At 64.0% G+C, this 17,841-nt stretch carries 15 protein-coding genes; 3 read left to right on the plus strand and 12 right to left on the minus strand.

Annotation, left to right across the window (positions count from 1 at the left end):
• Positions 1–51: 51 nt before the first annotated feature.
• Positions 52–1,695, plus strand: a complete 1,644-nt coding sequence (locus tag ACVOLL_RS16000; RefSeq protein ID WP_481513784.1) for an outer membrane protein assembly factor BamB family protein — start codon at positions 52–54, stop codon at positions 1,693–1,695.
• A complete protein-coding gene (locus ACVOLL_RS16005; RefSeq protein ID WP_481513785.1) occupies positions 1,692–4,043 on the plus strand; it encodes a beta-N-acetylhexosaminidase in 2,352 nt (783 codons plus the stop codon). Before ACVOLL_RS16000 ends, ACVOLL_RS16005 begins: the two co-directional genes overlap by 4 nt.
• Before the next feature lie 244 nt (positions 4,044–4,287).
• On the opposite strand, the gene ACVOLL_RS16010 is transcribed toward ACVOLL_RS16005, so the two are convergent.
• Positions 4,288–4,683 (minus strand): VanZ family protein, encoded by a 396-nt coding sequence (locus ACVOLL_RS16010; RefSeq protein ID WP_481513786.1) that lies wholly within the window; start codon positions 4,681–4,683, stop codon positions 4,288–4,290.
• Positions 4,671–5,855 (minus strand): class I SAM-dependent methyltransferase, encoded by a 1,185-nt coding sequence (locus ACVOLL_RS16015; RefSeq protein ID WP_481513787.1) that lies wholly within the window; start codon positions 5,853–5,855, stop codon positions 4,671–4,673. Before ACVOLL_RS16015 ends, ACVOLL_RS16010 begins: the two co-directional genes overlap by 13 nt.
• A 54-nt stretch (positions 5,856–5,909) precedes the next feature.
• On the opposite strand from ACVOLL_RS16015, the gene ACVOLL_RS16020 reads away from it, so the two are divergent.
• Positions 5,910–6,647 carry a pteridine reductase gene (locus ACVOLL_RS16020; protein ID WP_481513788.1) on the plus strand — a complete coding sequence of 246 codons (738 nt, stop codon included), beginning with the start codon at positions 5,910–5,912 and terminating at the stop codon, positions 6,645–6,647.
• Positions 6,648–6,969: 322 nt separating this feature from the next.
• On the opposite strand, the gene folK is transcribed toward ACVOLL_RS16020, so the two are convergent.
• From folK to ACVOLL_RS16070, 10 genes are all read right to left on the minus strand, one after another.
• Positions 6,970–7,452, minus strand: a complete 483-nt coding sequence (gene folK, locus ACVOLL_RS16025; protein ID WP_481513789.1) for a 2-amino-4-hydroxy-6-hydroxymethyldihydropteridine diphosphokinase — start codon at positions 7,450–7,452, stop codon at positions 6,970–6,972.
• 122 nt (positions 7,453–7,574) lie between these two features.
• Entirely contained in the window at positions 7,575–9,092 is a 1,518-nt protein-coding gene (locus tag ACVOLL_RS16030; protein ID WP_481513790.1) for an ATP-binding response regulator, read from the minus strand.
• A 6-nt stretch (positions 9,093–9,098) separates the two neighbouring features.
• The gene (locus tag ACVOLL_RS16035) at positions 9,099–9,539 is read right to left on the minus strand and encodes a response regulator (protein ID WP_481508709.1); all 441 of its coding nucleotides are present in this window, start codon (positions 9,537–9,539) and stop codon (positions 9,099–9,101) included.
• Complete coding sequence (locus ACVOLL_RS16040; RefSeq protein WP_481513791.1) at positions 9,536–11,359, minus strand: sensor histidine kinase; 1,824 nt, start codon at positions 11,357–11,359, stop codon at positions 9,536–9,538. The genes ACVOLL_RS16035 and ACVOLL_RS16040 overlap by 4 nt, the downstream gene beginning before the upstream one ends.
• A 203-nt stretch (positions 11,360–11,562) precedes the next feature.
• The gene (gnd, locus tag ACVOLL_RS16045) at positions 11,563–12,639 is read right to left on the minus strand and encodes a phosphogluconate dehydrogenase (NAD(+)-dependent, decarboxylating) (protein ID WP_481513792.1); all 1,077 of its coding nucleotides are present in this window, start codon (positions 12,637–12,639) and stop codon (positions 11,563–11,565) included.
• Between the two features lie 10 nt (positions 12,640–12,649).
• Entirely contained in the window at positions 12,650–13,198 is a 549-nt protein-coding gene (locus ACVOLL_RS16050) for a DUF2242 domain-containing protein (RefSeq protein WP_481513793.1), read from the minus strand.
• Between the two features lie 129 nt (positions 13,199–13,327).
• The gene (locus ACVOLL_RS16055; protein WP_481513794.1) at positions 13,328–15,499 is read right to left on the minus strand and encodes a carboxy terminal-processing peptidase; all 2,172 of its coding nucleotides are present in this window, start codon (positions 15,497–15,499) and stop codon (positions 13,328–13,330) included.
• Positions 15,500–15,706: 207 nt separating this feature from the next.
• Complete coding sequence (gene lipA / locus ACVOLL_RS16060) at positions 15,707–16,717, minus strand: lipoyl synthase (RefSeq protein ID WP_481513795.1); 1,011 nt, start codon at positions 16,715–16,717, stop codon at positions 15,707–15,709.
• Between the two features lie 16 nt (positions 16,718–16,733).
• A complete protein-coding gene (lipB, locus tag ACVOLL_RS16065; protein WP_481513796.1) occupies positions 16,734–17,447 on the minus strand; it encodes a lipoyl(octanoyl) transferase LipB in 714 nt (237 codons plus the stop codon).
• The gene (locus tag ACVOLL_RS16070) at positions 17,435–17,713 is read right to left on the minus strand and encodes a DUF493 family protein (protein WP_481513797.1); all 279 of its coding nucleotides are present in this window, start codon (positions 17,711–17,713) and stop codon (positions 17,435–17,437) included. The genes lipB and ACVOLL_RS16070 overlap by 13 nt, the downstream gene beginning before the upstream one ends.
• Positions 17,714–17,841 lie beyond the last annotated feature (128 nt).

A 17,841-nucleotide genomic window follows, 5' to 3' on the forward strand; every position in this document is an offset into this window, starting at 1 on the left:
TGCTCCCGCCAGGTTCCTGACAGCCAACCAGCACGCACCGGGCACCACTGCATGGAACAGCCAATCACCAATGTCCTTCCACGCCATCTCGCGCTGCTCGCGGCGCTACTGGCCTGCATACTGTTGCTGCCGGCAAGCATTGCATATGCCACTGATGACCTCTCCGGCTACTGGCTGGGCGAAATCGGCAGCCCGCGCGAGAAGGTCAGCATCGGCCTGAACCTGCAGGCTGATGCGAACGGCCGCTATGACATGCACCTGGATCTGCCCATTGCCCATTTGCGCTCACTACCCCTGCACGGCAAGGCGGATCTAGACGACGGCAACACCCTGATCCATCGCCCCCTGCACATGGCGCTGCGGATGCAGGACAAAGAACTGACGGGCACCCTGTTGGGCAGCGGCGAACGCCTGCGCCTGCGACGTGGCGAACCCGCCTCGCTACCCACCGAAAACGCAGCCAGCACATCACCGCAGGCCTTGCCCGGCCCGCGCTGGAAAGCCCACCTTGGCGGCCAGATTTTTGCATCGCCGGTTGTCGCCGATGGCGTTGCCTATATCGGCACCACCGCAGGCACCCTGTTTGCCGTCGATCTTGCCGATGGCAGCCTGCGCTGGGGCAGCGCATTGGGTTACCCGGTCTATGCAACCGCACTGGTCACCGACGATGCGGTCTTCATCAACAGCGATGGTGGCTACCTGCATCGGCTTGACCGCAAGACCGGCCGCGAGCAATGGCGCTCCTCGATCCAGGACGCGCGCAGCAGCCGAGAGCCTCCACAACCGCAATCGGCGGCCTGGGAATGGCAGGGCCCACGCCCTATGCTCGGCAACGGCCAGATCTATATCGGCGGCAACGACGGCAGTGTGCAAGCGCTGGACATGCACACCGGCGCCAGCCGTTGGAAGCGACAGCTTGCTGGTCGCATCCAGCATGGCCTGGCCAGCGACGGCACCCAACTGTTCGCAGTCACCGAAGCAGGCGTGGTGCAGGCACTCAATGCGCGCACCGGCACTCCGTTATGGCAGTACCGTCTGGCAGCACGTCCAGGCGCAGCACCGGTGGTGCATCGCGGCCGCGTGTTCTGCAATGACCGCAGCGGCGTGCTGCATGCAATCGATGCCAACACCGGCAACGCGCTGTGGCTTACCCAGTTCTGGACCTCGTGGATCGAATCCGAACCTTCCTTCGAGGGCAACACGCTCTATATCGGCTCATCCGACCTGCGCAAGGTGAGCGCCATCGACATCGTCAGCGGGCGCGTGCTGTGGCGCACCGACGTCGGTGGCTGGAGCTGGGGCACACCGCTGGCGCTGGGTGACCAGCTGCTGGTCGGCATGGCCGCTGGCCATCCCTATTTTATTGATCACGCCGCGGGCATAGGTGTACTTGATCGCCGCGATGGGCGCCTGCTCGCTACCCATGCGTTACCAACGGGACGTGGCTTCCAGTGGGGCGTCGCCGGTACGCTTGCCCATCATGCCGACGTACTTGTCGCAGCCGATATCGAAGGCGTGCTGATGGGCTTTGCACTTGATGCGATGATCCAATCCAGCACCAGCAATACGCAGGCCAATGCCCTGCGCCCCACCCCGACTTCTCTCCCCCCACGGATTGCAGCAACCGTTACGTCAACCGCAAACGCAACAGCGGCTGGCCGTATGCCAGCCTTCAACAACAAGGATCCACGATGACCCGACACCGACTCACCACCCACGCTCTGCATGCTGCGCTGTCGCTTGCACTTGCCTCTGCCAGCGGCCATGCATTGGCCGCTTCCACTGTCGCGCCCGCACAGCAGCTGCCGGTGGAAGTAACTGGTGCCAGCATCATTCCGCGGCCGGTATCGGTGCAGCCTGGCAATGGTCGCTTCGTGGTGGACGCCTCCACCCGCGTGATCGCTACTGAAGGCGCTGGCGACGTTGCCGCCCATTTCACCCAGCTGCTCGCACGCACCACGCCACTGCATCTGCAGGCAACGAGCAGCGGCAATGCCAAGGGCGCAATCCAGTTCCGCCTTCGCAAGCCCAGTGCCGACGCATCGGCCGAGAGCTACTCACTGCGCATCAACAACGATGGCGTGCTGGTCGAAGCCGGCGATGCGCGCGGCCTGTTCTATGGCGCGATGTCGCTGTGGCAGCTGCTTGCTGCAGCACCGTCGAACAGCATCACGCTGCCGGCAATACAGGTGGAGGATGCGCCGCGTTTCAACTGGCGCGGCTTCATGCTCGACTCGGCGCGGCACTTCCAGAGCATCGACGACATCAAGCTGATCCTCGATGCGATGGCCACGCACAAGCTCAATACCTTCCATTGGCATCTCACCGATGACCAGGGCTGGCGCATGGAGATCAAGCGCTACCCGAAGCTGACCGAAGTGGGCAGCTGCCGTTCCGCCGCTGGCGAAGCAGGCGTCGGTGCTGATGGCAAGCCGCACCTGTATTGCGGTTACTACACGCAGGAGCAGATCCGCGATGTGGTGGCCTATGCCGCCGCACGCCACATTACAGTTGTGCCGGAGATCGACGTGCCCGGTCATGCGCAGGCCGCAGTTGCCGCCTATCCGGAACACGGTGTGGTCGATGGCCCGACCAAACCGTCAGCCAACTGGGGCGTGAACCCCTACCTGTTCAACCCGCGCGAGGAGACCCTGCAGTTCCTGGAAAACATCCTCGCCGAAGTGCTGGAGATGTTCCCCGGCCAGTACATCCATATCGGCGGCGATGAGGCAGTGAAGTACCAGTGGCAGGATTCGCCGCAGGTGCAGGCCTATATCCGTGAGCTGGGGCTGAAGGACGAGGAAGCACTGCAGTCGCATATGCTCAAGCGGCTGGAGAAGTACCTGGAAGACCACGACCGCAAGCTGATCGGCTGGGACGAAATCATCGAAGGCGGCTTGCCGCCGCAGGCCACGGTGATGTCCTGGCGCGGTATCGAAGGCGGCATCGAGGCGGCCACGCACGGCCACGACGTGGTGATGACGCCGGGCAATACCTTGTACCTGGATTTCCTGCAGACCAATCTGCCGGAAGAGCCTACCGGCCGTCCCAAGTTCACCTCGATGCAGCGCGTCTACGCGTTCGATCCGGTGCCGGCCGAGCTGACCCCGGCGCAGCGCAAGCACGTGATCGGCGTGCAGGCCAACATGTGGACCGAACACACCCGCACCGGCAAGGACCTCAAGCACAACGTGTTCCCGCGCCTGGCGGCACTGTCCGAGATCGCCTGGACGCCGCTGCAGAACAAGAGCTACGACGACTTCCTTGCACGCCTGCCGGCGCAGTTGCAGCGCTATAAGGCATTGGGCATCGGCTATGGCCAGACCGCGTTGTCGGTGGCGATGAAGCGCCAGGATGATCGTGCAGCTGAAAAGGTGACGGTCGAGCTGTCCAACCCGCTCAGCTACCGCGACATCCGATACACCACCGACGGCAGCACTCCTACCGCGCAATCACCGGCCTATCCCGGCGCGCTGACCTTGCCGGTGCCGACCGTGCTGACCGCGTTGACCTTCTTCAACGGCAAGCCGGTGGCTGACAAGCCCAGCCAATGGAACTTCGATGCACAGTCCCTGCTGACCCGCACCGACAAGACCCTGGCGCAATGCCCGCAGGGTGGTCGTCTGCTGCTACGCCTGGTCGACGACAACCCGCTGCACGGTGAGCGTGACAACTTCGACGTCACCATCTTCAACCCGTGCTGGCTGTGGGAAGACGCGCAGTTGCAGGACATCGCCTCGGTCAAGGTCCGCGCCGGCCGCATTCCCTACAACTTCGGCCTGCTGCGCCCCGAGGAAGCCAAGCGCGGCTTCCGCAAGCCGGTGAGCCAGTACGGTGAATTTGAAGTGCGTGCAGGCTGCGAGGGCCGCGTGCTGGCCACCGTGCCGCTGCCGCAGCAGCCGGGCAAGGATGGCTTCATTGAACTGGAGGCGCCGCTGCAAGCTGGTGCCGGGCAGATCACCGACCTGTGCATGACCTTCAGCGGCGATACCCGTCCGCAGATGTGGGTGCTGGACCAGGTGCGTCTGCAGCCGAAGCAGTAAGGCCCGGGGAGAAATCGCCGGGAAGGCGCGGTGCGGTACGTGAGTCCTCTCCACCCACGTCCCGCACCGCACCGACTTTGCAAAATCACCGGCACCTCGACGGTGCCTGTGATGGCGCAACGTAGCAGCCAAAGGGCCGCCTGCGTAAGTGCCATAACAGCGGAAATGGCTGATTTATCTAAAGAATTAAGTTGCAGCCGCAACCAGAGCAGCTTGCAGCACTGCCCGTCGGCGCACTATCGGCTCAACGCCGTTGCAACCTCAGCAGTAAATCCCGCAGCGGCGTCAGCACAGTCAGCATGCCGATCAGCACACCACTGGCGTTGGCCAGGGCGTCCATTGGATCAGCCATGCGCGTAGCGGTCAGCGCGCCTTGTGCCCATTCAATGCCGACGCCCATCGCAACCAAACCTGCTGCCACCCAACACAGCGCGCTGCGGCTCCCGAACAGCTGCACCGCACTGGCGGACAGGATGAAGTAGGCCAACAGATGCTCGACCTTGTCGCTGTTCTGCGGCAGGTTCAGTTCTGGTGGCGGGATCAGGCACACCACGATCACCGCCAGCACCGCCGAACACCACAGGCCCAACCAGAATCCAGTGCGACGCAGTGGTTTCAGCGTGGTGCTTACAGCCGCCACGTCAGGTCACCGAGCAGGAAGGCGGCCGACATGTCGACGTCGCGACTGAAGCCCATCACCTGGAAGCGCTCGCCCATCTCGGTTGGCAAGGTCAGCCGCTTGAGCTGATCGCGCAGGCGCAGCTGGCCGACTTCATCTGTGCGCTCCTCGGCCTGCAGCAGCAGATCGGTGATGCCGTTGCCGAGCAGGAAGTTGGCCTGGTTGCTGTAACCGGCCAGATCGAAACCGGCGTTGGTACCGGCTTCAGCCAGTGCGGTGAAATCCACCGATGCGGTGATGTCCTGCAGGCCCGGCCACAGGAACACGTCGTTGTGCACGCGGTGACGGTAGAACGCGCGCATCGTGCCATCGTTGCGGTCGTGCTGGTAAAACTCGCTGCGCGAATAACCGTAGTCCACGAACAGCATCGCGCCACGCTGCATGCCACCGGCCACCGCCTGAATCCAGTACGGCAGCTGTGGCAGCACTTCGGAACGGTAACCTTGCGCGAAAGGGCGCTCCAGATAACGCTCCACGTGCCGTACCGCGCCCAGCATCAGCTGGTCGGCTGGTTGTGCACCGCGCACGAAGCGGCCTTCGCCGTCGAGCTCCACGGTCTCTTCGTAGATCTCGCCTTCATCAGCGAGGAAGCGTGGTGTCGGCAGCGCGTCGATCACCTCGTTGGCGAACAGCACGCCATCCCAGTCGTCATCGAAGGGACGATCCAACCACTCCACCAGCGCGAACACCGGTGGAATCAGCGCGCGCTCAAGGCGTTCGCGCTGACGCTCGCGCAGGTCGGCGCTGGGTTCAAGGATGGCGTAACGCTCGGGCAGCGCATCCAGTTCCAGCAGGCGCTTGAGCATGATCTCGGCGAATGCACCGCTGCCGCCGCCAAGTTCCAGCATGCGGGCCTGCGGGCCGAGCTGATTCAGCACCGGCGCCACCGCATTGGCGGTGGTGGCAGCAAACAGCGAGCCGATCTCCGGCGAGGTGACGAAATCACCGGCCGCACCAAACTTGCTGGCGCCGGCGCTGTAGTAGCCCCAACCCGGTGCATACAGTGCCAACTCCATGAAGCGTGAAAACGGCACCGCACCGCCTTGGGCAAGGATGTCCGCACGCAGGTGCGCGGCCAGCTGCTCGCTGTGGGCAAGCGCGTCTGAATCGGGGGTTGGCAGGTCGGAATGCATGATGCGGCGGTTTGCGAGGACAATGCACAGGATAGCTGAGTAAGGAAATCCCAGATGACAGAATCCCAACGGGTGGCCCTGGTCACCGGCAGCGCGCGCCGCATTGGCGCCGGCATTGCCCGTCACCTGCATGCCCATGGCTACCGCATCGCCCTGCATGCGCACCAATCCAGCGAGGAGCTGCAGTCACTGGCCTTCGATCTGGAGAGCGAGCGCGCGGGCAGCGTATTGGCGCTGGAGGCCGATCTGCGCGACGTCGCCGCCCTGCCCGACCTGGTGGAACAGACCGTCGGCCAGTTCGGCCGGCTGGACGCGCTGGTCAACAACGCCTCCAACTTCTTCCCTACCCCGTTCGGGCAGGTACAGCCGGAGCAATGGGATGAATTGTTCGCGGTGAATACGCGCGCACCGTTCTTTCTGGCGCAGGCTGCCGCACCGCACCTGATCAAGCAGCGCGGCGCCATCGTCAACCTGACCGACCTGCACGCCACCCAGCCGCTGCGCGAGCACCCGGCCTACAGCTCGGCCAAGGCCGCGCTGGAAATGGTGACCCGCTCGCTGGCGCTGGAACTGGCCCCGCACGTACGCGTGAATGCCATTGCCCCCGGCGCCATCCTCTGGCCCGAACAGGGCAAGAGCGAAGCGGCCAAGCAGAAATTGATGGAGCGCACCCCGCTGGACCGCCTGGGCACCCCGCACGAGATCGCCTCGGCGGTACGTTGGCTGCTGGATGACGCCGGCTACATCACCGGCCAGACCCTGCGCCTGGACGGCGGCCGCCTGCTGACCTGAGCCCCACATGCGTCACCTGTAGTGCCGAGCCATGCTCGGCAAGGGGCTTTACCGGCAAAAAGCTGCCCTCACCCCAACCCCTCTCCCGCATGCGGGAGAGGGGCTCAAGAGCAAAAAAGGGCGCAACACCTGTAGTGCCGAGCCATGCTCGGCAAGGGGCTTTACCAGCGAACAGCTGCCCTCACCCCAACCCCTCTCCCGCATGCGGGAGAGGGGCTCAAGAGCGAAAAGGGGCGCAGCACCCGTAGTGCCGAGCCATGCTCGGCAGAGGCTTTACCGGTAACGCTCCTGCCGAGCATGGCTCTGCACTACGGGTGCAGCCTTACAACTCCACCGTATCGAACGCCTGCCCGTGCTGCGGGTGCTGCTGCCACATCTGCTGCAGGCTCAGGCCGCGTATCGGGTCGATGAAATCCGGGGCGATGTCGGCCAGCGGCTTCAGCACGAAGGCGTGCTTCAACTCCGGGCGCGGGATGCGCAGATGACCCGGGCCTTCAACCACCAGGTCGCCGTAATACACCACGTCGATATCCAGGGTACGGTCGCTGAAACGCGGGCCGGAACGGTCGCGGCCATGCGCGTCTTCCACCGCGTGCAGCCAATCATCCAACTCGCCCAACGGCAGGTCGGTATCCAGCATCACTGCGTTGTTGAGGAAGTCCGGGCCGTCGAAACCCACTGCCGGGGTGCGGTACGCCGGGGAGACGCTGATCGCGCCAAAACGTTCGCGCAATACGGCAACGGCCGCTTGCAGGTAATGCTGCGGTTGCAGATTGCTGCCCAGGCTGAGGAGCACGGTGGTCATGAGTTGGTTTGCCTGCGGGCCCGCCCGCGCCACGATGGACGAGCTTGAGCACCGCATCGTAGGAGGGGGGCGCACATGATAGGCCAGCCATTACCAACCCGCATATGCCCCTTGTGTTGCCTTCAGCCCACACCCAACGCATCGGCTACCGCACGGAACACCCGCTGCATCTCCAAGGGCTTGGGCAGTACATGCACGCTGATGCCCGACGGCGCCTGGCCATCAGCGAATGCCGGCGCGTTGGCATCCTCCAGCACGATTGCCGGGCCGCGGTAGCCCATTGCCTGCATCTCCGCCAGCAGTTGCCCGGCCGAAAGCAAAGGAATGCCACTGTCGACCAGCACCACATCCGGCAGTCCCGCCTCCTGCAGATGCCGCATTGCCACCGCCCCATCGCTGGCCAGGCGCATGCGATAACCTTGGCTGGACAAGGCATTGCCCAGCAGCGACAAACGCGTGGCCTCGTCATCGACAACCAGCAGGCGCTCACCATGGCCGACGCGGGTTCTTTCCAGCGGCTCGACATCTTCACTGCCAGCGCATTCACACATCGGCAGCAGCAGCTCGAAGGTGGTGCCCTCGCCCAGCTCGCTACGCACCTGGATCTGCCCACCGATGCTTTCAACGATGCGATGGCAGGACACCAGACCCAGCCCGGTGCCTTCCACCTTGGTGGTGAAAAAGGGGGTGAACAAGCGTTGTACCGTGGCTGCATCCATGCCGATGCCATCATCGCTGACGCGGATGCGCACCTTGTCCTCTTCGCCGACGACCCGCTCGGCGACCAGACTCAAACTGCCACCGTCGGGCATCGCCTGGATGGCATTGAGTGCAAGATTCAGCAATACCTGCTGCAGCTCGGTGTAGTTCGCCTCGATCGCCATGCGATCGTCGGACACTTCCAGATGCAGCTCGGTATCACGCGGCAAACTGCTCTTGAGCAGCATGCCCACCGCCTGGAACAGGCGCTGCAACACGATCCGCTCGCTGGGCTGGCGTGAGCCACGCACGAACGACAGCATCGACTCGACCATCTCATGACCACGGCGTCCGCATTCGGCGATGACATCGGCCAAGCGGACGATCTTGGGATCGTCGCTGCGGTCACGGATCAGGTCCGGAATGATCAGCAGCGGTTGCAGGATATTGCGCAGGTCATGGCTGAGCCCAGCGGCGAGCAGCGCCAGGCTCTCCAGCCGCTGCGCGCGCATCAACTCATCTTCAACCCGCAGCCGCTCGCGCTCGCTGCGGGTCTCGCGAACCAGGCGTGCCACCGCCGACGGCAGTCGGGCCGGCTGGTGCTTGATGATGTAGTCATTGGCGCCTTGCTGCAGCGCTTCCACCGCGGTCTCTTCACCCATGGTGCCGGAGACGAAAATGAAGGGAACCCTGGGATGCAACTCACGCAGGATCTGCAGCGCCTGGTAGCCGGAGAAGCCCGGCATGCTCAGGTCGGAAAGCACCACATCTGGCACGCCCTCGGCCAAGGCGTCGCGCATCGCCGGCTCGTTGTCGACGCGCTCGAACTCGATCTGCAGACCGGCCTCGAGCAACTGGTCGACGACCAGCTCGGCATCTTCAGGCGAATCCTCCACCAGCAGGATTCGCAACGGCCCCAATGGCGCTCCCTGATTCGGCATCTGTGTTTACTCGTGCTCCGGTGCCTGATTGATCAACGCCCAGAAGGTGCCGATCGTCCGCACCGCCTGGAAGAACTGATCGATGTCCACAGGCTTGACTACGTAGGCATTGACGCCCAGATCCCAACTACGGGCCAGGTCGCTTTCTTCGCGCGAAGAAGACAGGATCACCACCGGCAGGCGCTTGAGATCCTCATCGGCGCGTATCAGCCGCAGCACCTCCAGGCCGTCCATGCGTGGCATCTTGATGTCCAGCAGCAGTACGGCCGGCAGGCCCTCCTCGCGCTGGGCGAACGCGCCGCGCCTGAGCAGGAAGTCCATTGCCTCAACCCCGTCTTCGACATGCACAATGGGGTTGGCCAGGGAAGCATCGCGCAACGCGTCGATCGCCATCTCGGCATCGGCTCCGCTGTCTTCGGCAATCAGAATGGTACGCAGGGGGCTCATTCCACGGTGTCCTTGTTGGATGCTTCGGTTGCGGTTGCCTGGGGGAGAACGAAACTGAAAGTAGCGCCTTGATCCACCTGCGCATCGGCCCAGATGCGGCCGCCGTGCCGGGTCAGTACGCGACGTACGCTGGCCAGACCAATGCCGGTGCCGGGATACTCCGAAGCCTTGTGCAGGCGCTGGAATACACCGAACAACTTGCTCGCGTATTGCATGTCGAAACCAGCACCGTTGTCGCTGACGCTGAACTGATGGCTGCCGTCAGGCAGCTGTTTGGCGCTGACCTCGATTACCGCCTTGTCGCGCGCCGCGGTGTACTTGACCGCGTTGGCGAGCAGATTCAGCCAGACCTGGCGCAGCATGTTTTCATCGCCAATCAATACCGGCAGCCTGCCGATCTTCCACTCCACCTCGCGCACCTTGCCGTCCGCGCCAGCTTCGTTCTTCAGATTTGAATCAAGCAAGGCGCGGGTATCGGCCACCAGCGACTGCATGTCCACCCGCTGCAGACGCATCGCGCCACGTCCCAGCCGCGAGTAAACCAGCAGATCATCGATCAAGGCCGCCATCAGCTGCGCCGAGCTGCTGATCACATCAAGGTAGTGCTGGGTCTTGCCGTCGATCGCCTCGCCCAGATGCCGCTTCAACTTGTCTGAAAAGCCAGCCACATGCCGCAGTGGCGCACGCAGATCGTGCGAGACCGAATAGCTGAAGGCTTCCAGCTCACGGTTGACGTCAGCCATCTGCTCGACCTTGCCTTCGAGCTGGTGATTGAGCTCCTCCACGTGTTGCTGCACGGCGCGCTGCACGGTGACATCGCTGATCGTCATCAACACCACGTCATCCTCGGCATCCGGCAAGGCCATGCGCCGGGCGTTGATCAGCATGGTCCGATGCATGCCATCCACGCTGCGTTGCTGGTGTTCGAAATCCCACAGCTCGCGCCCGCGCAGCAGTACATCGGCCAGGCGCTGGCGCACCAGCGGGTCCTCCCATGCACCGTCACCGATATCCTGCAGCTGGCGCAGGCTGATATCGGCATCGTCAACGCCATACAGCTCGGTGAATGCAGTGTTGTGCAGCACCACACGCAGCTTGTGGTCGAGCAGCACGATGGGCTCGCGCACCGTCTGCAGCACGGCATTGGCGCGGGCGCTGGCCTTGCTGAGGCGCCGCTCGATGTCGGCGCGGCGGCCAATCTGCCGCTGCAGCAGCCATAGCACCAGACCCAGCAACAACAACTGCACCGCCAGCGCTGTCCAGGTCACCATCGATGCCAACTGCTGCTGGCGCTGTGCCAGCGCGGCACGCTCGACCAACAGCGCATCCTCATGCTGCTGCAGCTCCTGCACCAGTTGCCGGATCGGATACTGGAAGGTCATTTCCTCGATCAGCTCACGCTGCCGGGGCGAATCGGTGCTGGCGGCGATCTCCCTGGCCAGCGCCATGCGCCGCTCCAGCATCGACTCCATCTTGCCGATACGCACCAGCTGCTCAGGGCTGTCGCGGACCAGCTGAGCCAGTTCTCCAAGATTGATGCCGATGCGGTCAGCTGTGTGCAGGCGCTCCTGCAGCGCCGGCGAATCGATGCCTTTGGACAGGGTCAGCGCCGCCGACTCCACCTCGCGGATATCCGCCTGCAGGTTGTACAGGCGCGCGCCCACTGCCTGGGTATGGGCAACCCAGTTGGCAGCGTGGACGCTGTCGCTGGAAAGCCGCTGCAGGGTCAATGCCGGCACCACGATGATCAACAACGCTGCCAGCCCCAGCCCGAACAGGCGCCAGCGACTCCAGTCATCGTCGGTCAATCGTGTCGCCATCGCTTCCCCTGCGTGCTGACGGACCGGCGCGTGTCGCGACGGCCCGGAGTTCATCGACAATGTCGATCCGGGGTCAATCGATGACAGCGTGACCAGCACGACAGCATCGCTGACTGCCGGCCAAGGATTGCACGAATACGTGTACCCGTGCACCCCCTATTAACAGGACCTGTGCGAGCGCCTGCCGTGTCTGCCAGCAAGACTCAGCCCGCCTCACCAGCTGGCTTGATCGCATGCCCGCCGAACTCATTGCGCATCGCCGCCAGCATGCGGTCGCTGAACGAATTTGCCTGCCGCGAGCGCAACCGCTCCAGCAGTGACAAGGTGATCACCGGTGCCGGCACATCCAGCTCGATGGCCTCGGCCACAGTCCAACGGCCCTCGCCAGAGTCCTCAACGTAGGGAGCGATGCCATCCAGCGCGGGGTTTTTCTGCAGCGCGTCGGCACTGAGGTCCAACAGCCATGAACGCACCACGCTGCCATGCCGCCAGACCTCGGCCACCTTGCCCACGTCCAGTGCGAATTCGGCTTTCTTGTCCATCAACGCAAAGCCCTCGGCATAGGCCTGCATCATTCCGTACTCGATGCCGTTATGGACCATCTTGCTGAAGTGTCCGGCACCCACCGGACCTACATGGGCCCAGCCGCGGTCAGCCGCCGGTGCCAACGCCTTGAACAGCGGCGACAAGCGCTCCACCACCTCGGCTGCACCGCCGATCATCAGGCAATAACCTTCCTGCAGCCCCCAGACGCCACCGCTGGTGCCGCAGTCCACGAACGCGACCCCGGCTTCAGCGCAGCGTCCAGCACGTTGCTGCGACTGCTTGTACCAGGAGTTGCCGCCATCGATCACCACATCACCGGCGGACAGCAGCGGCAGCAGGCTGTCGAGGGTGGCATCGACCACCTTGGACGGCACCATCAGCCACAGCGCGCGCGGCGCCGGCAGCGCCTGCACCAGCGCCGACAATGCATCCACCGTGGCGATTCCGTGCTCTTCCACCTGCGCCCGCGCCTGCTCACCCGGATCAAAACCGGTGACTGCAATCCCCGCACGCTGCAAGCGCTGCGCCATGTTGGCGCCCATGCGACCCAGCCCGATCATTCCCAATTGCATGCTGAAGCTCCTCCTACGGTAGTAAAGGTCCTGCCCGACAGACCCACGGAGGGGCCTGCAACCAGTGCTGGGAAATCGTGGTGTGCAGCTTGTGCAGCACCGTTCGACTGACAAACGGCGTGTTCCCACGCAGGCTCGGCAACGTGCCGATGGGCAGCGCACCAGCCAACCGTCATCGTGCCTGTTCCACTGGGATAGCGGCCGCCGCCTGCTCCACGTAGTACTGCAGGCGCCCGAAGAAATTACGGTAGAACTGCGCGTCCTGCACGGTGCTGCTGGCAACCCGCACCAGCGAGTCATCATTGCTGCCAAACGGCAGCGACACCGAGCCCAGGGCACCGACGCCAACGCTGGCCGAGGTCGGCGACTTCTTCAAGGCATAGCGGTCCTGCACCGCACTGACAAACACCTGCGCCTTGCCGGCACCCTGTGCGGCGCAGGACACCCGCAACACCAGTTGCTCGTGCACCTCGTCCTTGGGCTGGAAGTTCTTGTTGCCTTCCACGTTGCTGGCATCGGCACGGGTGATCGCATAGCCCTGGCCCAACAGTGCGCGCCGCGCTGCCTCGCAGGCCTGCGCCGGTGCGGCATCGATGCTGCGCGTATAGGTATCGCCCGAATCGAAGGATTCGCGCAGCAAGGTGCTGTTGACGGCCTTGCCGCCGCAGGCGGTGAGCAGCAGGCTCACGGCGGCCAGCGCAGGCAGCAGATGTCGGCGCATGGGCACCTCCACAGTCAGCATAGACCCACAGCATAACGCCGCCAACGTAGGGCTACGTTGACGGCGTTTAAAGCTTGCAGAAGCTGTTGTCACTGCGCTCAGCTCGGCTGTGCGCAGCACGGTATTTCCTCAGTCGGCCCAGCGGCCCGGACCGGTCGACTGCGGCAATACCTGTGCCGACAGCGGGCGGTCCTTTTCAAGCACATTCAAGGCATCGGCGAGGATCGAAGCCGACTCCTTCAACAGCGGGTCCGGACGCTTCTCGGCAGCCTTCTCGCGGGCTGCATCCTTGACGATGTCGCGCTCGTTGCCGGTCAGGCCGTCATCGGTGCTGTCCTCGGCCAGCGGGTCCAGCGGCAGGCCCAGGTCCTTGCGGATCTGCTGGCGCTGCTTGCGCTGTGCTTCCTGCTTGTCGCGCTCGGCACGGCGATCAGCTTCGTTCAGCGAGACGTACTTCTTGGCGGCCTCGGTACGGAACTGCTGCACATCTTCCTCCCACCACTGGAATTCGCGGTCGGCGCGGATACGGGTGGCATGCAGGGTTTCCAGACGCGGCACGATCGGTGCGAAGTTGCCGTACTGGGTGTGCGGCACGGCGGCGATGCGGGTCCACGGCAAAGCGTTGTCGTAGGTGCTTTCACCAAACTCGCTGGCATCGACGCTGGCCGGGAAGGCCAGGTCCGGGACTACACCCTTGTGCTGGGTGCTGGAGCCGCTGACGCGGAAGAACTGGGCAATGGTCAGCTTGACCTGGCCAAAGCGCTCCTTCTCACTGGCCGGCCAACGGTCCAGCGGCACCACGTTCTGCACGGTGCCCTTGCCGAAAGTGGTTTCACCGATCACCAGGCCACGACCGTAGTCCTGGATGGCACCGGCGAAAATCTCCGAGGCCGAGGCCGAACCGCGGTTGATCAGCACCGCCAGCGGGCCGTCCCAGGCCACCGCCGGGTTGCGGTCGTTGTTGACGGTGACGCGGCCGCCGGATTCACGCACCTGCACCACCGGGCCCTGTTCGATGAACAGGCCGGTCAGTTCGATGGCTTCATCCAGCGAGCCACCGCCGTTGTTGCGCAGGTCCAGCACCACGCCGTCGAGCTTGTCGGCCTTGAAGCCAGCCAGCAGCTTGGCCACGTCGCGGGTAGCGGAGGCGTAGTCAGCGGCATTGCGGCGGCGGCCTTCGAAGTCCTGGTAGAAGGTTGGCAGCTTGACCACACCGATGCGGCGCTCCTGCTGGCCAGCGGCAGCAGGAATGGTCATGGTCTCGCCCTTGGCGGCCTGCTCGGACAGACGGATCTTCTGCCGGGTCAGGGTCAACATGCGGTGCTTGCCGTCCACACCTTCGGCGGCCGGGATGTACTCCAGGCGTACCTGGGTGTCCTTGGCGCCGCGGATCTTGCCGACCACATCATCGATGCGCCAGCCGATCACGTCTTCGATCGGGCCGGAACGGCCCTGGCCAACGCCAACGATGCGGTCACCGGCCTTGAGCGTGCCGTCCATCGCCACCGGACCACCCGGCACCACTTCGCGGATCACCACCATGTCGTCCTGGCGCTGCAGCTGGGCACCAATGCCTTCCAGCGACAACGACATGGCCTGGTTGAAGTTCTCGGCCGTACGCGGGGTGAAGTAATCGGTATGCGGGTCGACGGCGCTGGTGTAGGCGTTCATGTAGAACGAGAACACGTCATCGCCCTTGAGCTCATTGATGGTCTTGAGCAGGGTGTCGTAACGCTTGTCCAGGGTCTTGCGGATGTCAGCGGCCGGCTTGCCGGCAAGCTTCAGCCGCAGCCAGTCGTTCTTGACCGACTTGCGCCACAGCTCGTCCAGCTCGGCGTTGGTCGCCCACGGCACGTCCTTGCGGTCGTAGTTGAAGCGTTCTTCAATGGTGAAATCCGGTTCCTGGCGCAGCAGGCGGCGGGCATAGGCCACGCGCTCGCCTACCCGCTGGCGGTACACCGCGAACACCTGATAGGCCGGGTCCAGCTCACCGGAACGAATGGCGTCGCCGGTTCGAGCTGCCAACGGCGCGAAGCGATCCACGTCCTCCTTGGTGAAGAACTGCTTGCCGCTGTCCAAGGACTCCAGGTAACGCTTGAACACGTCCTGTGAGGTCGCCGCATCCAGCTGGCGCGGGCGGTAGGCGTAACGGCTGTCCGACAACAAGCCGTAGACCAGCTTGGAGGTGGTGGCCTGGTCGATGGTCGCTGCCGAGGGCAAGGCCGTATCGGCGCGCGCCAGCAAGGCGGCGGGAGCGGTCAGCGCGAGGGCCAGCAGGAAAACGGGAACTCGGTAGTTCATCAAAGTACTCGTGGCACCGAATGTTGTGGGGAGACTGCGGGCAAGTACGACATGCCGACAGTGCCGAAAGTTTCGGCACTTGTCACCTTGCTCAGCTGCAGAGTAGCTGCCGGTCCGTAGCAGTTTGTGAATCGCTGCAGTCACGGTGCTGGATTTGACGCGATCCCGGCTGCGGCAGTGGGCCGCAGCAGGATGCTGGGGTCTGGTTCAGACAGCGACGCCGGCGCCGGCCGCCTGCTGGTCGGCGTGGTAGGACGAACGCACCATCGGGCCGGAGGCAACGTGGGTGAAGCCCAGTTCGTAGCCGTAATCCTCGAACGCCTTGTACTCCTCCGGCGTCCAGTAACGCAGCACCGGGTGGTGATGGGCGGTCGGCTGCAGGTACTGGCCGATGGTCACCATTTCCACGTCGTGCGCGCGCAGGTCACGCAGGGTGGCCTGCACCTGCTCGAAGGTTTCACCCAGGCCGAGCATGATGCCGGACTTGGTCGGCACGTTCGGATGCTGTGCCTTGAAGTTCTTCAACAGGGTCAGCGACCACTGGTAGTCCGCGCCCGGGCGTACGTTGCGGTACAGGTCCGGCACGGTTTCGATGTTGTGGTTGAACACGTCCGGCGGGTTCTGCGCGAGGATTTCCAGCGCGCGCTCCATGCGGCCCTTGCCACGGAAGTCCGGGGTCAGCACTTCGATGCGGGTCTTGGGCGACTTTTCGCGGATGGCGGTGATGCAGTCGACGAAGTGCTGGGCACCGCCGTCACGCAGGTCATCGCGGTCGACGCTGGTCACCACCACGTACTTCAGGCCCATGTCGGCCACGGTCTGGCCAAGGCTGGCCGGCTCGTTGGCATCCGGCGGCTTGGGCCGGCCGTGGGCCACATCGCAGAACGAGCAGCGACGGGTACAGACCTCACCCAGGATCATGAAGGTAGCGGTGCCATGGCCGAAGCATTCGTGGATGTTCGGGCAGCTGGCTTCCTCGCACACCGTCACCAGACGGTTCTCACGCAGCTTGGCCTTGAGGTTGGCCACGGCATTGCCCGAAGGAATGCGCACGCGGATCCAGGAAGGCTTGCGCAGCACCGGCGCGTCGGCGAACTGCACCGGCGAGCGGTTGATCTTGTCGCCGCCAAGCTGTTTGACACCGGCCTGCAACGGCGCGGACGGGATGTCGCCCTGCACGACCTGCAGGGGGATGGAGCGCGTGGTGGTTTCAGTCATGGCGTTATCAGCGGTCTCAGAGCCGCGTAGTCAGATCGGGCAGTTCGGGCGTCGGCTGCAAGGCCAGGCCGAACTGCTGGGCCAGATGGGACAGCAGCACCGACTTGACCGCTTCGATGCCCGAAGGACCGCCCAAGTCTAGCACCGAGGTCACCTGCATCCCGGCGTAACCGCAGGGGTTGATGCGGTGGAAGGGTTCCAGGTCCAGCGACACATTGAACGCCAGCCCATGGAAACTGCAGCCGCGGCGCACGCGGATGCCAAGCGCGGCGATCTTGGCCCCGCCAACATAGACACCGGGCGCGCCATCCATGCGTTCCGCACCGATGTTCCATTCATCCAGCGTATCGATGATGGCCTGCTCGATCCGGCACACGTAATCGCGCACACCAATACCGAGCCGGCGCAGGTCCAGCAGCGGGTAGACCACGATCTGGCCCGGCCCGTGATAGGTCACCTGGCCGCCGCGATCCACATGCAGTACCGGGATATCGCCGGCCGCCAGCACGTGCTCGGGCTTGCCGGCCTGGCCCAGGGTGAATACTGGGTCATGCTCGACTACCCACAGCTCATCGCTGGTGGTGTCGTCACGGCTATCTGTGAACTGCTGCATGGCGTGCCAGACAGGTTCATAGCCCTGTCGGCCCAGGTCCCGCAGCAACGCCGGACGCGGCGCTTTACCCGTCGGTGTACTCGGCACTTCAGCAGCGCAGGTGGTTACAGCGTCCACTTCACTTCCGGATGGTCACGCATCACCGCGTGGGCGGCGTCGTACTGCTCGCGGCTCTCCGCCTTGAAGGCGATGCGCACCGAAACGTACTTGCCGTTGGAGGATTCTTTCCAGCTGATGCGCTCTTCCAGTACCTCGATACCGGCGCTTTGCAGCAACTTGGGCAGTTCAGCTTCCAGACCGATATTGGCTGCGCCCATGGCGCTGAGCTCAAAGGTACCGGGGAACTGGAAGCCGTGTTCAGGGTTGTCGGACTTGATTTCCATGCCGCCATTATCGGGGCGAACGCCCACAAACCCAAGGCCACAGCCGATTTACAGCCTTCCATGAACAAAGCCCCCTGTAGTGCCGAGCCATGCTCGGCAGGGGCTTTACCAGCAACGCTCGCTGTAGG

Source organism: Stenotrophomonas sp. STEN035, assembly GCF_056759935.1.

Excerpts from the sequence above, each read along its gene's own strand:
- ACVOLL_RS16000 (WP_481513784.1), top strand. The coding sequence starts at position 52 with ATGGAACAGCCAATCACCAATGTCCTTCCACGCCATCTCGCGCTGCTC.
- ACVOLL_RS16050 (WP_481513793.1), bottom strand. The coding sequence starts at position 13,198 with ATGCGCCGACATCTGCTGCCTGCGCTGGCCGCCGTGAGCCTGCTGCTC.
- folK (WP_481513789.1), bottom strand. The coding sequence starts at position 7,452 with ATGACCACCGTGCTCCTCAGCCTGGGCAGCAATCTGCAACCGCAGCAT.
- lipA (WP_481513795.1), bottom strand. The coding sequence starts at position 16,717 with ATGACTGAAACCACCACGCGCTCCATCCCCCTGCAGGTCGTGCAGGGC.
- ACVOLL_RS16005 (WP_481513785.1), top strand. The coding sequence starts at position 1,692 with ATGACCCGACACCGACTCACCACCCACGCTCTGCATGCTGCGCTGTCG.
- ACVOLL_RS16020 (WP_481513788.1), top strand. The coding sequence starts at position 5,910 with ATGACAGAATCCCAACGGGTGGCCCTGGTCACCGGCAGCGCGCGCCGC.
- ACVOLL_RS16040 (WP_481513791.1), bottom strand. The coding sequence starts at position 11,359 with ATGGCGACACGATTGACCGACGATGACTGGAGTCGCTGGCGCCTGTTC.
- ACVOLL_RS16015 (WP_481513787.1), bottom strand. The coding sequence starts at position 5,855 with ATGCATTCCGACCTGCCAACCCCCGATTCAGACGCGCTTGCCCACAGC.
- ACVOLL_RS16035 (WP_481508709.1), bottom strand. The coding sequence starts at position 9,539 with ATGAGCCCCCTGCGTACCATTCTGATTGCCGAAGACAGCGGAGCCGAT.
- ACVOLL_RS16055 (WP_481513794.1), bottom strand. The coding sequence starts at position 15,499 with ATGAACTACCGAGTTCCCGTTTTCCTGCTGGCCCTCGCGCTGACCGCT.
- ACVOLL_RS16030 (WP_481513790.1), bottom strand. The coding sequence starts at position 9,092 with ATGCCGAATCAGGGAGCGCCATTGGGGCCGTTGCGAATCCTGCTGGTG.
- ACVOLL_RS16070 (WP_481513797.1), bottom strand. The coding sequence starts at position 17,713 with ATGGAAATCAAGTCCGACAACCCTGAACACGGCTTCCAGTTCCCCGGT.